The 14,682-nt window shown below is 34.6% G+C and carries 15 protein-coding genes; 9 read left to right on the top strand and 6 right to left on the bottom strand.

Annotated elements, in window-relative coordinates:
• Window position 1: 1 nt before the first annotated feature.
• From pcaF to HX005_RS15500, 4 genes are read left to right on the top strand one after another with little or no spacing between them, the layout of a single operon-like run.
• Window positions 2-1,231 carry a 3-oxoadipyl-CoA thiolase gene (pcaF, locus tag HX005_RS15515; protein ID WP_286378048.1) on the top strand — a complete coding sequence of 410 codons (1,230 nt, stop codon included), beginning with the start codon at window positions 2-4 and terminating at the stop codon, window positions 1,229-1,231.
• Between the two features lie 59 nt (window positions 1,232-1,290).
• Window positions 1,291-2,604 carry a phenylacetate--CoA ligase PaaK gene (paaK, locus tag HX005_RS15510; RefSeq protein ID WP_286378047.1) on the top strand — a complete coding sequence of 438 codons (1,314 nt, stop codon included), beginning with the start codon at window positions 1,291-1,293 and terminating at the stop codon, window positions 2,602-2,604.
• Window positions 2,605-2,654: 50 nt separating this feature from the next.
• Window positions 2,655-3,596 carry a PaaX family transcriptional regulator gene (locus tag HX005_RS15505; RefSeq protein ID WP_107009313.1) on the top strand — a complete coding sequence of 314 codons (942 nt, stop codon included), beginning with the start codon at window positions 2,655-2,657 and terminating at the stop codon, window positions 3,594-3,596.
• 46 nt (window positions 3,597-3,642) lie between these two features.
• Complete coding sequence (locus HX005_RS15500; RefSeq protein ID WP_286378046.1) at window positions 3,643-4,239, top strand: acyltransferase; 597 nt, start codon at window positions 3,643-3,645, stop codon at window positions 4,237-4,239.
• A gap of 118 nt (window positions 4,240-4,357) precedes the next feature.
• Here HX005_RS15500 and HX005_RS15495 read toward each other — a convergent pair whose 3' ends face one another.
• A complete protein-coding gene (locus HX005_RS15495) occupies window positions 4,358-5,290 on the bottom strand; it encodes an AraC family transcriptional regulator (RefSeq protein WP_107009311.1) in 933 nt (310 codons plus the stop codon).
• Window positions 5,291-5,395: 105 nt separating this feature from the next.
• Between HX005_RS15495 and HX005_RS15490 the strand changes: the two genes are divergently transcribed.
• From HX005_RS15490 to HX005_RS15470, 5 genes are read left to right on the top strand one after another with little or no spacing between them, the layout of a single operon-like run.
• Window positions 5,396-5,956: a carboxymuconolactone decarboxylase family protein gene (locus HX005_RS15490; RefSeq protein WP_286378045.1), complete on the top strand. Its 561-nt coding sequence runs from the start codon at window positions 5,396-5,398 to the stop codon at window positions 5,954-5,956.
• Window positions 5,949-6,998 (top strand): acyl-CoA dehydrogenase family protein, encoded by a 1,050-nt coding sequence (locus tag HX005_RS15485; protein WP_286378044.1) that lies wholly within the window; start codon window positions 5,949-5,951, stop codon window positions 6,996-6,998. The genes HX005_RS15490 and HX005_RS15485 overlap by 8 nt, the downstream gene beginning before the upstream one ends.
• A 5-nt stretch (window positions 6,999-7,003) precedes the next feature.
• Window positions 7,004-7,786: an ABC transporter ATP-binding protein gene (locus HX005_RS15480; protein WP_286378043.1), complete on the top strand. Its 783-nt coding sequence runs from the start codon at window positions 7,004-7,006 to the stop codon at window positions 7,784-7,786.
• A gap of 12 nt (window positions 7,787-7,798) precedes the next feature.
• The gene (locus tag HX005_RS15475; RefSeq protein WP_286378042.1) at window positions 7,799-8,998 is read left to right on the top strand and encodes an ABC transporter substrate-binding protein; all 1,200 of its coding nucleotides are present in this window, start codon (window positions 7,799-7,801) and stop codon (window positions 8,996-8,998) included.
• Window positions 8,995-9,756, top strand: coding sequence for an ABC transporter permease (locus HX005_RS15470; protein WP_286378041.1), 762 nt, complete (start codon window positions 8,995-8,997; stop codon window positions 9,754-9,756). The genes HX005_RS15475 and HX005_RS15470 overlap by 4 nt, the downstream gene beginning before the upstream one ends.
• A gap of 55 nt (window positions 9,757-9,811) precedes the next feature.
• Here the strand turns inward: HX005_RS15470 and tatC are convergent, their stop codons facing one another.
• From tatC to HX005_RS15445, 5 genes are all read right to left on the bottom strand, one after another.
• Window positions 9,812-10,567: a twin-arginine translocase subunit TatC gene (gene tatC, locus HX005_RS15465; RefSeq protein WP_286378040.1), complete on the bottom strand. Its 756-nt coding sequence runs from the start codon at window positions 10,565-10,567 to the stop codon at window positions 9,812-9,814.
• Window positions 10,545-10,964 carry a twin-arginine translocase TatA/TatE family subunit gene (locus HX005_RS15460; RefSeq protein WP_286378039.1) on the bottom strand — a complete coding sequence of 140 codons (420 nt, stop codon included), beginning with the start codon at window positions 10,962-10,964 and terminating at the stop codon, window positions 10,545-10,547. The genes tatC and HX005_RS15460 overlap by 23 nt, the downstream gene beginning before the upstream one ends.
• Before the next feature lie 29 nt (window positions 10,965-10,993).
• Window positions 10,994-11,173 (bottom strand): twin-arginine translocase TatA/TatE family subunit, encoded by a 180-nt coding sequence (gene tatA / locus HX005_RS15455; protein ID WP_107009303.1) that lies wholly within the window; start codon window positions 11,171-11,173, stop codon window positions 10,994-10,996.
• 207 nt (window positions 11,174-11,380) lie between these two features.
• Window positions 11,381-12,541, bottom strand: coding sequence for a porin (locus HX005_RS15450; RefSeq protein WP_286378038.1), 1,161 nt, complete (start codon window positions 12,539-12,541; stop codon window positions 11,381-11,383).
• Window positions 12,542-12,910: 369 nt separating this feature from the next.
• The gene (locus tag HX005_RS15445) at window positions 12,911-14,647 is read right to left on the bottom strand and encodes an amidohydrolase (RefSeq protein ID WP_286378037.1); all 1,737 of its coding nucleotides are present in this window, start codon (window positions 14,645-14,647) and stop codon (window positions 12,911-12,913) included.
• Window positions 14,648-14,682 lie beyond the last annotated feature (35 nt).

Raw genomic sequence — 14,682 nt, 5'->3', positions numbered from 1 at the left:
GATGGAACAAGTCTTTATTTGTGATGCGATTCGTACTCCAATAGGGCGTTATGCTGGTGCTTTAAGCAGTATTCGTACAGATGATTTAGCAGCTTTACCGATCCAATACTTAAAACAACAACATCCTGATTTACCTTGGCAGCAGGTAGATGAAGTAATTTTAGGTTGTGCCAATCAAGCGGGTGAAGACAACCGTAATGTGGCGCGTATGGCAAGTTTGTTGGCAGGTCTACCTGAAACTGTTCCTGCAATTACAGTCAATCGTTTATGTGCTTCGGGCTTAGATGCGATAGGTTTTGCAGCACGTTCAATTAAATCAGGTGAAGTACACTTTGTATTAGCTGGTGGTGTTGAGTCGATGAGCCGAGCACCTTTTGTACAGTCTAAACCTGAAACCGCTTTTAGCCGCACACCAACTATTTATGATACAACCATTGGTTGGCGTTTTATTAATCCAAAATTTAAAGCGAGTTTTGGGGTCGATAGCATGCCTGAAACGGCTGAAAATGTGGCTGAAAAATATCAAATTAGCCGTGAGGATCAAGACTTATTTGCCTATAACAGTCAGCAAAAAACAGCACAAGCTCAGCAAAAAGGTATTTTTGCAGAAGAAATCATGTCTGTCGAAATTTTTGATCGTAAAAAAAATAGTATTTTAGTGACACAAGATGAACATCCTCGTGCTGATACAGCATTAGATGCATTAGCCAAACTGAAAGCACCATTTCGTAAAACAGGTGGTTCGGTCACAGCAGGCAATGCTTCTGGTGTCAATGATGGTGCTGCTTGTGTGTTATTAACGAGCGCAAGTTTTGCTCAAACACATCAACTCATTCCGCTAGCAAAAATTATTGCGACAGCAAGCGCAGGTGTAGAAGCGAAATACATGGGTATTGGTCCAGTGCCTGCTGTAGAAAAAGTTTTAAAACTCGCAGGTTTAACACTAGAGCAAATAGATGTTATTGAATTAAATGAAGCTTTTGCTGCACAATCTTTGGCAGTAATGCGAGAGCTAGGTTTAAAAGATGACGATGCCCGAGTGAATCCTAATGGTGGTGCAATTGCGCTGGGACATCCTTTAGGGATGAGTGGCACACGTTTGGTCATCACAGCAATGAAAGAGTTAAAACGCCGTAATGGAAAATACGCACTTTGCACCATGTGTGTGGGTGTAGGACAAGGTGTGGCATTGATTTTAGAAAATGTAAATGAGTGCAGCGATAAACGCTGAGACATTACAGACAAGGATATAAGTAACAGCCAATGGATGGCTGTTCAGGGAGATAAAAGATGAATAATAATGCTTTGGAACATATTGAAACTGCTTCGATTGATGAATTACGTCATGTTCAATTTGTCCGTATGAAAAAAACTTTGGAACATGCGTATAACAATAGCGCAGTGTATCGTAAAAAGTTTGATGAGGCAGGTGTACATCCTGATGATTTTAAAACATTGGCAGATTTAGCAAAATTTCCTTTTACCACTAAAAAAGATTTACGTGATAATTATCCTTTTGGTATGTTTGCTGTACCACAAGAACAAATTGTGCGTGTACATGCCTCATCAGGTACGACAGGGCAACCAACGGTGGTCGGTTATACGCAAAATGATATTCAAATTTGGTCTGATGTCGTGGCACGTTCATTACGTGCAGCAGGTTTAACGAACAAAGATATTATTCAAGTATCTTATGGCTATGGTTTATTTACTGGTGGTTTAGGCGCACATTATGGCGTAGAACGCTTAGGTGCTACCGTGATCCCAATGTCAGGTGGTCAAACAGAAAAACAGGCACAATTGATTCATGACTTTAAACCTACTGCTTTAATGGTCACACCATCTTATTGCTTAAACATTATAGAAGCTTTAGAACGTAAATATGGCACAGCACGAGATTGTTCAATTAAAACTGGCGTATTTGGTGCAGAACCATGGACCAATGAAATGCGTAAAGAAATTGAGGATCGTTTAGGAATAGATGCACTTGATATTTATGGTCTTTCTGAAGTTATGGGACCCGGTGTTGCAATGGAGTGTTTAGAAACTAAAGATGGTTTAACCATTTGGGAAGATCACTTTTATCCTGAAATTATTCATCCTGAAACGGGTGAAGTTTTGGCTGATGGTGAACTCGGTGAACTTGTTTTCACAACCATTACCAAAGAAGGTATGCCTGTAATTCGTTATAGAACACGTGATTTAACGCGCTTATTAGCAGGTACAGCAAGAACAATGCGTAGAATGGATAAAATTGTCGGGCGTAGTGATGATATGATGATTATCCGTGGCGTCAACGTTTTTCCATCACAAATTGAAGAGCAAATTTTACATATTCCACAATTATTGCCAAATTACGAAATTCAAATTTGTAAACAAGGTCATTTAGATGGATTACATATCCGTGCTGAAATGCGTAGAGATACTGAACATGAACTGATGAACCAACTTTGTACTCAATTAAAAAATAAGATTAAGACCATGGTCGGAATTACGGTAAGTGTAGAATTATTAATGGAAGGAAGTTTGCCACGTTCTGAAGGTAAGGCTCAGCGAATTTTTGATATTCGTCAACCTATTTCAGAAAATTACAAATCAGCTTAAGATGTTAAGCTGATTATTAAGTTGCAATGGATGACAGGATTTAGGACGTTATGAATCTAAAATTAAAGCAAGCAATTGATGAATTCATTGCAACTGAAGCATTAAGTGGTACATCACTCATCATGACGGTATTTGGTGACAGCATTTATCATCATGGTGGAATTATTAGCCTTGCGAGTCTCATTCAATTAATGGATGTTTTCGGACTCAATGAACGATCTGTGCGAACCGCAGTTTTTCGACTTGTACAAAATGGTTGGTTGGTATCAGAAAAAATAGGGCGTACAAGTTATTATCGAGTGACTGAAAGCAGTCGACAACGTTTTATTTTAGCCGATGCAAAAATTTATAATTTTAATCATATCGAATGGGATCAAAAATGGGATTTGGTTTTACTCAGTTCAGTCGAAATTGAAGCGAAGCAAGTTTTAAAGAAAGAACTGGAATGGTTGGGTTTTGCAAATATTGCAAGCAATGTCATGGCTTATCCAGGTTGTGATCATTTGAAATTACAGAATTTACTGCTTAATTTAAATATGACTGATCAAGTTGTAATTTTTAAAGCAGAAACTTTACAGTTATGGCAAGAGTCCTATCCTACGATTAAACGAATGGTTGAAACAAATTGGGCGATTATCGAACTACATGCACGATATGAGAAGTTTATCCAAGATTTTCGTGAATTTTTAAATTTGGTTGAAAGTGCTGATGATCTTGATAGTATGCAAGCTTTTCAAATTCGTACCTTATTGATTCATCAATTCCGCCGTATTTTACTTAAAGATCCAGATCTACCATTTGAGCTGTTACCTTCAAATTGGTTGTCTTTAAATGCTCGTAATTTAAGTAGTAATTTGTATCAATTGGTGATTACGGCAGGTGAAGAATATTTTATGGAATATGCACGTACTTCAGAAGGTTCAATGCCGCCTGTACATCCTCAGTTTTATAAACGTTTTGGGGGATTAAAAGTTGAAGAGTCATATAGTTAAATAGATTTTTAATTAAAAATTTTTTTATAGATAATGGAATATTTATATGCCTTGTTATGCAATAGATAATGTGATTCCTGTCGTGAGTCCTCAAGCATTTGTTCATCCAACTGCTGTATTAATTGGTGATGTGATTATTGAAGAAGGGGTCTACATTGGACCATTTGCTTCATTAAGAGCTGATTTTGGACGTATTCATATCAAAAAAAATGCCAATGTCCAAGATAATTGTGTAATTCATGGCTTTCCAAATAGTGTTACTTTGGTTGAGGAGTATGGGCATATTGGTCATGCTGCTATTTTGCATGGTTGTACGATTGGCAAAAATGTTTTAGTTGGAATGAACAGTGTGATTTTGGATGAAGCTGAAATTGGTGAAAATACAATTATTGGTGCAAATAGTACTGTAAAAGCAAAAGCGATCATTCCTGCTCATGTTTTAGCGTTAGGGAGTCCTGCAAAAGTGCTACGTCATTTAGAGCCTAAAGAAATTGCATGGAAACGCAGAGGAACTGAAGAATATATTGATTTAACAGCCCGTTGTTTAAATACTTTGCAGGAAGTTCAACCTTTAGATCGCTTAGATCATCGTTTGGACTATACTACTTTTGACAGAAAACATGAGCTTAAAAATAAAATATAAATCCTTTAAAATTTAGCTTGATAGACTTCTAATATAGAATTTAAAGGTAGCATTTAAATGGTAATATTTAAAAAATATTCATCTGAAAATGCTACCAATTTTTTTATTTTTTCATTCATTATACTTTTTGCATAAATGCGCTTGGATTTTTTTCTGTTACACGTTGAAAAGCACGTGTAAAAGCTGAAATAGATTGGTAGCCCACTTGCTCAGCACAATTTTGTAAAGGTACTCCCTGATTTAGCAACTTTTGTGCAATTTGTATTCGGTAGTACAACAAGAATTTTGTAGCAGAAAAACCAGCAACATCAGTAAAATATTTTGAAAAAGTAGCACGTGAAATATTACAACGTTCAGCCATTTCAGTGAGTGACCAATCATGCTCAGGTCGTGAAATAATTTCCAAAATGAGCGGGTAAAGTACAGCATCATTAAATAATTGCCATAACTTAATTTGTTTGTTGTTCGGATTATTTAAAATATGGCGCATTAAATAAAAAAATAAAATACTGGTTAAACGTTCGATTAAGATTTCTGAGGCTGTATTTTTCTCAGGCTGCTTGGCTTGTTTCACTTCATTACGAATGAGTTCAAAAATATGAAAACATTCAATTAATGTATGATCATTTTGACGTAATACAATATATGAAGGTAAGGCTTCTAAGAAGAGTTCAGAGAGTTTTGAACGAAAACTAAAAAAACCACATGCTAAATGGGTTGAACAGTTCAGTACAGTACCAGATTTTGTATTCGCTAAATTTCGGTTAAGTTGTTGTAGAGAGGGTGCTGTGCGTTGAGATGCATCGGTAATAATAAAAGGTAAGTCACGCAATAGAAAAACTGCATCACCTTGATATAAATGAATATAATCTTGTTGTTCTAAAAAATGAAAATGACAATCTTCTTCTAAAACTAAATGAAAACTTGCATAACCACTGCCTTGAATAGATGTTGACCACTGCTCATGATAACGACTTAGATGCTGTAAAGAGGTTTCAATTTCTAAACTCTCCATAAACCAGCTTAGCATTTTTTCAGAATTATTAAGCATAAAAACTTCCAATTGTTTAGACGAAAAAGCATTTTTATAGAAGAAACAGTATTGAGTGAATATAGCAAATCTCTAACACTATGTACTCTACTTGGAGTAAATCAGATGACAAATTTTCAACCTTTAACCATTGAACAAGCCCCTGAACAAGCAAAACAACGTTTAAGCAATGCTGAAAAAGCGAATGGTTTTAGTTCAAATTTATTGGGTGTTTTAGCGTATGCCCCAACCGCTTTAGAAACTTACCAAACGGTATCTGAAATTAACTCTCGTTCAAGTTTAAATGTCCAAGAACGTGAAGTTGTACAATTGGTTGCAGCAACAGACAATGGTTGTACTTTCTGTGTCGCTGGACACACTGCTTTAGCAAAAAATAAAGCCAAGTTATCACCTGAAATTGTAGAAGAATTACGTGACCAAGCTGCATTATCTGATACAAAATTAAATGCATTATCAACTTTTTCTCGTCAAGTACTTTTAAATAAAGGTGCTGTTGATGAGGCTGAGATTCAAGCTTTTTTTGCAGCAGGTTATACACAACAGCAGGCATTAGATGTGATCTTAGGATTAAGTTTGGCAACCTTATGCAACTATGCAAATAGTTTGGCTCGAACAGAATTAAATAGTCAACTTGCTGCACATCGATGGGAACCCAAAAATGCTTAATTCCAATCTGCTTGCGTGGTTAGAAAAGCATGCTGAGGAATTAAATGAAGGCGAAGCAAGAGCAAGTCTTGTTTTGCTTCATCAACTGGGACAAGCTGATGTTTTTCGTCAGGGTGTACCAGAAACTTTAGGTGGAACAGGTACTCACCTTAAAGATGCCATTCTTAGCATTGCAGAAATTGCGGAATATTCACTTACTGCTGCTTTTGTGAGTTGGAGCCAGCGTACATATATTGAATATTTAATGACTTTGGATTCAGCTTTATTTGATCAATTACAATTTTCAGATTTATTAGCTGGAAAATATGCAGGTGCTACAGGTCTGTCTAATGCCATGAAATTTTTATCAGGCTTAGAAGCATTACAGATTGAAGCCGAAGCTGTTGAAGGGGGATGGAAACTTAATGGTAAATTACCATGGGTAACTAATTTTCATCCTCATGGGTTTAGTGTGGCAGTTGCAGCACAAACCAATCAAGGGGCTATTTTGCTTTTAGTGCCGTCAAATAGAAAAGGTTTTCAACGTTTACCGAATCTAGAGCTAATAGCACTACGAGGTAGTTCAACAGCAGCGGCTGAGTTACAAGATGTTTTTGTGCGTACAGATGAAGTATTGAGTTTACAGGCACAAAGCTATTTACCTCAAATACGTCCAGCATTTTTAGGCTTACAGTGCGCTTTAGCGATAGGTTTAATTCGACGTAGTCTAAAACAAGTGATTGCTAAAAAGCATTCTGCATTAGTTGAACAACAGATCCATGAAATTCAAAGTAATTTAACGGATTTATGTACACAGCTCTTTACTGGATTGGATTCGGGTGCATTTGTTGAAAATGCACAAGCTTTATTTCAAATTAGAATTAGCCTCAGTCGGTTAACACAACAAGCAATCCAGTTGGAATTGTGTAGTACGGGTGGGAAATGTTATTTATCTCCCTATGAAGCAGGATTTACTCGACGTCTTAAAGAGGCTGCATTTATACCTATAGTTACGCCTAGTGTTTTGCAATTACAAACTGAGCTTTCAAAAACAAGGGTATAGTCGAAATGAGTCAGCCAATTTTAACGGTGGAACAGCTACAAATTTGCCATGCTGGACAATCTCAAGCGGTATTAGATCAAGTCGATTTTGAGATTAGGCAAGGTGAAATTATTAGTATATTAGGACCCAGTGGAGTTGGGAAATCAACACTTTTATCTGCTTTGGCTGGCTTACATTCAACACAAAAAGGGCAAATACAGTTATTGGGTCAGGCAATTGAAACTCAAAAATCTGAATTGGCATTTATGTTTCAACAAGCTGTGCTATTACCTTGGCTCAGTATTTATGAAAATGTTGCATTTGGGCAAAACTTCAAACATCAAGCATCTCATCCTCCTGCATATATTAAACAGCGTGTAGAAAATGCTTTAGTTCGAGTCAAACTTGATCATGTATCGCATGCAAAACCAAACATTTTATCTGGTGGAATGGCGCAAAGGGTCGCTTTGGCTAGAGCATTGGCAAAAATGCCAAAACTTTTACTCTTAGATGAACCTTTTAGTGCTTTAGATGAATTAAACCGTAGCCAACTCCAGCAGTTATTGATTGAACTTGTTCATCGTGAAGAAATAGGCGCTGCGGTTATGGTTACACACGATATTGATGAAGCTTTACTGATTTCAGATCGTATATTTTTCTTATCAGGTCAACCTGCAAAAATTAATCAAATTTGGACTTTAGGCTTAAATAAAGACCGTGATTTATGGGCAGATGAATTTTCAAATATTCGAAATAGTATTTTAAAAAGTTTACATCAGCATCAACTTAAAACTCAACAGAATGCTTAAAGAGAAACCGTTATGTGTGATGATGATTTTAATTCCTCGCGGCGTGATTTTTTAAAACTTATGGGATTATTTGCAGGTACGCTTGCTTTGCCTATACAGCAAAGTTTTGCACAAAAACCTCAAGAAACCATGCAAAATAAAACAGTTCGTATTGGTTATATTCCGATCACAGATGCAACGCCGTTATTGGTTGCTTATCAAAAAAAACTTTTTGAACAACAAGGTCTAAAAGTTGGTCCTCCGATTTTATTTAGAAGTTGGGCGCAATTGATTGAAGCTTTTTTATCAGGCAACATCAATGTCATTCATTTATTGTCACCCATGGCGATTTGGACACGCTTTAGCAGTCGCTTTCCTGCAAAAATTGTCGCTTGGAATCATATCGGTGGTTCAGCATTAACTGTTTCACCCAAAATTAATCAACTAAAAGATTTAGCGGGTAAAAAAGTTGCTATTCCTTTTTGGTATTCAATTCACAATGTCGTATTACAAGAAATGTTACGTGCAGAAGGGTTGAAGATTGTCACAAAGCAAACAGAAAAACTGGCAGCAGATGAAGTCGGTATTATTGTTTTAGCCCCTTCTGATATGCCACCTGCGTTACTGAGTAAACAAATAGCAGGTTATTTGGTTGCTGAACCTTTTAATGCGATTGCAGAACATCTAAAAATTGGAAAAATTTTGCGTTTTACAGGCGATATTTGGGATAAACATGCGTGTTGTGTTGTATATATGCATGAAAAAGATTTAAAACAATATCCTGAATGGACGCAAAAGGTTGTTAATAGCATTGTTGAAGCCCAACACTGGTGTCGAAATCATCGCGCTGAAACAGCACAATTAATTTCGAGGGAGCATAAACCTCGGCTTACTCCCCATATCCATGCTGTAATTGAAAAAGTGATCAATCCTAAACCAGAACAAGCGTTGGTTTATCAACGTTCAGGTGCGATAAAACATGTGAAATGGAAAGAGCAACGTATTGATTTTCAACCTTATCCTTTTGAAAGTTATATGATTGAACTGATTAAAAGAATGAGAAACACGCAAGTTGAGGGTAATACTTTATTTTTAAAACAATTGAATCCAACTTTAGCCGCCAGAGATATTGTTGATGATCGATTTGTCAAAAAAGCGATTTTACGTTTGGGCGGAATGAAGGTTTTTGGTTTACCTGAGCAGTTTAATCGTCAGGAGATTTTTCAGTTATGAACAATAAAAAATTACCAAATTGGCTCTATCATGTTTATGGGCTAACTGGGCTTATCGCATTTTTCATGATGTGGTGGGTTTTAGGTTTGCAAATACCAGAAGGTTTTTTTCAACAATTTACTTTAAATTCAACTTTATTAAAACTTATAGGATTGGTTCAAGATCCTGAAACTTATACACATATTGCTATGAGTTTAAAACGTATTTTTATTGGATTATTTTATGCTTTACTTATAGGAATTCCGATAGGGTTATTGATTGGGCAAAATCAAAAAGCAGATGCACTTAGTTCACAAATTTTTCAATTTTTAAGAATGATTTCTCCTCTATCTTGGATGCCAATCGCTGTTATGATCTTAGGGGTTGGAGATAAACCAATTTACTTTTTACTCGCATTTGCTGCTGTTTGGCCGATTATTTTAAATACAGCAACTGGCGTAAAAAACGTTAATCCTCAATTTTTAAAACTTGCACAAAGTTTAGATGCAACGTCACTAGAAGTATTGCGGCATATTATTTGGCCAAGTGTTCTTGGGCAAATTTTAGTTGGTTTACGTCTTGCGATTGGAATCGTCTGGATTGTGCTTGTCCCAAGTGAAATGTTAGGCGTCAGCTCGGGATTAGGTTATTTTATTTTAGATGCACGTGATCGTTTAGATTATACAGAGTTGTTATCTATTATCTTAATTATTGGATTAATAGGTTTTATTTTGGATCGTGCGGTCATCTTTTTACAAAAAAGATTTGCTGCTGTATAAAATTGATTTTGAATTTAAGTTAGCCTTAAATAGATTGAATTAAATTCAAATGATTTTAATTCAATTTTTTAAGTTCGATATATTGAGCAGAATATAGCCCAATTTCAAATAAAAACCACATCGGAATTGCTAAAAATAACATACTAAAAATATCAGGTGGCGTAATAAGCATAGCAATAAAAAAACAGAAAACAATAATAAATTTACGCTTTTCAATCATCGTTTTTCGGTCAACGATATTACCTATAATAAGTGTGATGATGATAATTGGGATTTCAAAACATAATCCAAAAATAAAAAATAATTTCAAACAAAAACTAAGATAACTATTAATATCGGTCATAGGTTGAATGACTTCAGGAGCGGCATGCATAAAAAAGTATAAAATAGAAGGTAAAACAATAAAATATGCAAATGAAATTCCAATATAAAAAAGAAATAAACTTGTAATTAATAAATATTGAATCAAACTTTTTTCTAATTTATATAAAGCAGGACGTATAAATTTCCATAAGCAATATAACAAAAAGGGTAAAGAAATTAAAAATGCTAAAAATAAGCTTAATTTAAAAGGTGCTAAAAATATTGTAGTAATATCTGTGGCAATCATCTGGCTATTTATTGGCATTTGCGCAATTAATGGCGTTGAAAATACCGTATAAAGTTGTTTAGAAAATGGTAAGAGTGAGATAAAGACCACACTTATACAAATACTCATATAAATTAAAGCTTTTCTTAATTCAGTCAGGTGAGAAAAAATATTCTTTAATTTTTCTGATGTTGCATGATTAATATTTTTGCTTGGATTCATAAAACTGACCAAATTTGAAGTTTAAAAAACTATAACTATGCGGGAGGAAATGATGATAAGTCATTGTATTGGATAAGGGTTTTAAAGCTAAAATTTCTTGATGATAAAAATAGGGAAGAAGTTGGTAAGGTAAAGAGTCATGTGATTGAGCGTTTATTTTTTCATGTAAGCGAAGTTCTAAAGCATGAATTTTACTGATTTCAGTTTCAAGTGTTCGCTGTAATTGATCTAATTTTAATTCACGTTCTAAATCAGTCTGAAGGTGTCGAAATAATGATTTAAATTGGTGATAAAATTGATAAGATGCTTTGAATAATTTAATTAATTTTTCTGGTCCTAAAAAAATAAGTGCAAAACCAAGAAAAAATAATAATTCAAATAAACCGATATTGAACATAAAATAGTGCTTTTATAGAATAGGGTATATTAATTTTTATCCTTTGGTTTTGTGGATGAACTTTCAAGGTCATCATCATTGATAGATTTACGAAAATCTTTTAAAGCACCACCAAGATCTTTTCCTAAATTTTTTAATTTTGATGTTCCAAATAATAAAACTAAAACCAATAAGAATAATACGATATGCCCAATAGATAAACCTAACATAATATAGACCAAAAAATATTAAAGATTGTATTTTAACGAATTTTTTAATAAATAATTAATCATATAAAATGAAAAGTTAATCTGTTTATGTGATTAATTTTCTTTAATCATGAGTTTTATTGAGTAATAATTTTTTATTTTAATGCTTTGAAAAAGCAATCAATGGTATAAATAAATATGATTGATTGCTTATATTGATTTTAAAAATTAAAATTCATAGCGTAAACGAAATAAATCCATATCTGGTGTATTAAATGAATCTTGAGTAAAAAGATGCTCATAATCAAAACCAATACCTTTGTTAAAACGTACTGCTACACCTAAACCATTGTCTTTACGATAAAAATCACCTCCACTGGTATAAGAAAAATGATTTCCCATAAAATAGGGTCGTATTGATTGGATAATGTGCTGATCAATAGGAAGTTTATAGCCGACATAATATTCTAAACCATAAGATTCGGTATTTAAAAAATGATCAACACCTTGATTATTGTTCAGACTGAGTTGACGATTAGGATGAATGTTTTTATAAAGACCAGCACCGATACCAATCATCCAAGAATCTTTTAAAAAAAACAGAGAAGTGCCCATAATATCTTGTGTATAGCTTTTTTCTGTATCATTTAAAAGAGAAATTAAATCACTTTGAGTACGTTGCCATGCCATTGACCAAGTTAAATATGAGGTAATTTTCAAATCTGTTGCTAGAGCAAAACCATGCTGACGTTTATATTGCAGATTTTCGTTTGCTGCGGGATAGGTCTGATCCTTAAACATATAGGCAGCATACCAATTGAAGTGATCATTTATTTTCTCATAGCGTAAAGTTTTACGTGATGCTTCTGTACCATCATAAAAACTTTGTGTACTCCAAGTCGCAGGTTGCGCCAAAGGAGAATAATTCCATAGATCAGTTTTAATACCGACTACATCATAATAAAGGCTATTCATTTGCCCATATTTTAAGGTACCTAAATCAGCATCTTGAATACCAAAATAGAGTTGGGCCGTATCTAAACTTTGATCAGATTTTTGATAATGCCCATCCCAATCCAAAATTTTAGCAGGGTTAATATAAGTTTGATATCCAGCAATCAAATGTGTTTTTGCATTCATTTGATAGTCAGCATTCACATAAATACGACTTGCGGCACTATAGCCATTGCGTCGAGCTTTTTGTGAGCTATTACTGTCATTATATTCTTCAAAATTAAGTGCTTGTAAGCGAATACTGCCTGAAGTATTGAGTTGAAAATGGTCTTGATTGTTAAATACATGCTCTTGGTCAATGATATTGACTTGGGCATAGGCAATCGATGAGATCAATAGTCCAGAAATTGTTAAATAATGAAAAGGTAAATTCATTTAATTTAATCACTTATAATGACGCATTCATGTCAAAATGGTTAGGTGGTGAGATGTAAAAATTAACTTTTTAACCACCCATTCAATGACTCATATTGAAAAAAATAGCGTGAAAAACTTGAGTTTGAAAATATAAAAATCATTTGATTTTATAAATAAATGATTCATATGCTTTTCACATAATTTATCTTTCAAATCACGTTGAACAAAAAATAAAAAAAAGTAGGGCTAAAGCGTCAATATCATCCATGACCGCCTTTTTTAAGTATTCCTTGTAAAATGAGTAATTTAGGGTAAAGGTTCATTTATTTTAAGTTGTGCTTGAAATGAACCTTTACTGAAAAGATTTGAAGTATTTTTAATGCGTTATTATTTAGAGTAGACTAATTTTCCTCCAAAATAAGTTTGTAAAACTTCAGTATCTTTTAATTGGTGGGTTGGTGTATTAAATACATCTCGATCTAAAATAATAAAGTCAGCCTTTTTACCATTTTCAAGTGAGCCAATCATATTAGACAATCCAATGAGTTTGGCTGCATTTAAAGTGTAGGCATAAAACATATCTTTACGTTCTAAACGCTCATTGGCATTTAACACACCGTAGGAACCTTCACGAGTAATCCCTTGCTGAATAGATAACCACGGATTTGGAGGAGAATCAGGCCAATCACTTGCGCCAGCGATAATTGCTCCTGCTTTTTTCAACGATTGTACGGGATACATTAGCTCAAATGCTTTTTCATCAATATAAGGTTTTACAGGCGGAATGCGATATTCATCTGCGGCAGCCCATGCCAATTGCATCGATGGATAAACATTTAAAGCTTTGAATCGAGGAATATCTTCTGCACTGACCAGTTGCATATGAGTGATTGAATGACCAATATTACTTTGTTGCTTTTGACGTGCTTGTTCAACGGCATTTAAAGTTTCTCGCACTGCACGATCACCAATAGCATGGACATGAACGATTAAGCCTTGCTTGTCGAGCGCTGTGACCAACTCACCAAAATGATTTTCATCGACCAGTAATTCACCACGTTTGTTTGAGTTTTTATAAGGCTGTAAAACGGCAGCACTTTGCATTGGATATCTTAAAATACCATCTGCAAAAATTTTTACACCAGACATATATAAATGGTCAACATTTTGAAACTGTTGGCGGACTTTATTAATCACTTCAATATCTTTTGGTGTGCTTTTCGAATTCATAACCAAAAGTGCGACTACATGAGCGTTCAATTTACCTTGTTGCGATAAATTTTTATAACCTGGTAAAATGCCTACTGTTGTTTCAGTGGGTACGATAGAAAAAATGGAATCACTCGGAGTGACATTTGCAGCAGGATCCATCCATGCAGTAATACCATAGCGGTTGTTATAGGCAACAGCACGTTCAGTTGCCTGATCAACTTCTTGTTCAGTATATTTTGGTAAACTAGAAGATACTTTATCCCAAGCTGCATCTACTAATAAGCCATTTGGTTCGCCATTTTTAAGACGTCCATAATTGTGTTGCTCCGCTTTTGGCAAGCTTTCAATCATTTGCTTATTAATGCCTGCTTTTTTCAGTACAACATCATTTGCCCAGCCAGTATGATAATCACTGCCCATTAAAGCCAATGGTGCTTCATGCCATTGTTCTTGATTAAAACGTTGATTGAGTTCATCAGCATGTACCCATGCAGCGCCATTCACACCAAGTACTTTTAGTGTACCATCACTGAGCGTGAGTCCTTTTGTATGAAAATCATTGACCTTTTTTTCAATCTCATCGGTAGATAAAATTTCATCAAGCAAATCGGCAGAACCTAATTGAATCCCACCTAATACAGCATGACTATGTGAATCAATCATTCCAGGAAAAACGCTTTTCCCTTTTAAGTCGATAACTTGTGTGTTTTTATTAATTAGTTTTTTAATTGTTTGATTTGTACCAACAGCTTGAATGTGATCACCCTCAATTGCTAAAGCTTGCACATGCTCTTGTTGAGCATTTGCAGTAAAAATCTTACCATTGATCAGTACTAAATCTGTCGCTGCATAAGCGGATGGGAAAATAATACTACTGATTGCAAAAGATAATGCTTTATATAGAGGTTTCATGGGTTAAATCCTTAAAATAATGTTGAATATATTTA

Source organism: Acinetobacter sp. R933-2, from assembly GCF_030325485.1.
In the GTDB taxonomy this organism is placed as follows: Bacteria; Pseudomonadota; Gammaproteobacteria; order Pseudomonadales; family Moraxellaceae; genus Acinetobacter; species Acinetobacter sichuanensis.
The sequence above is the reverse complement of the archived record's forward strand: the minus strand, read 5'-3'. Positions and strand labels throughout refer to the sequence as shown.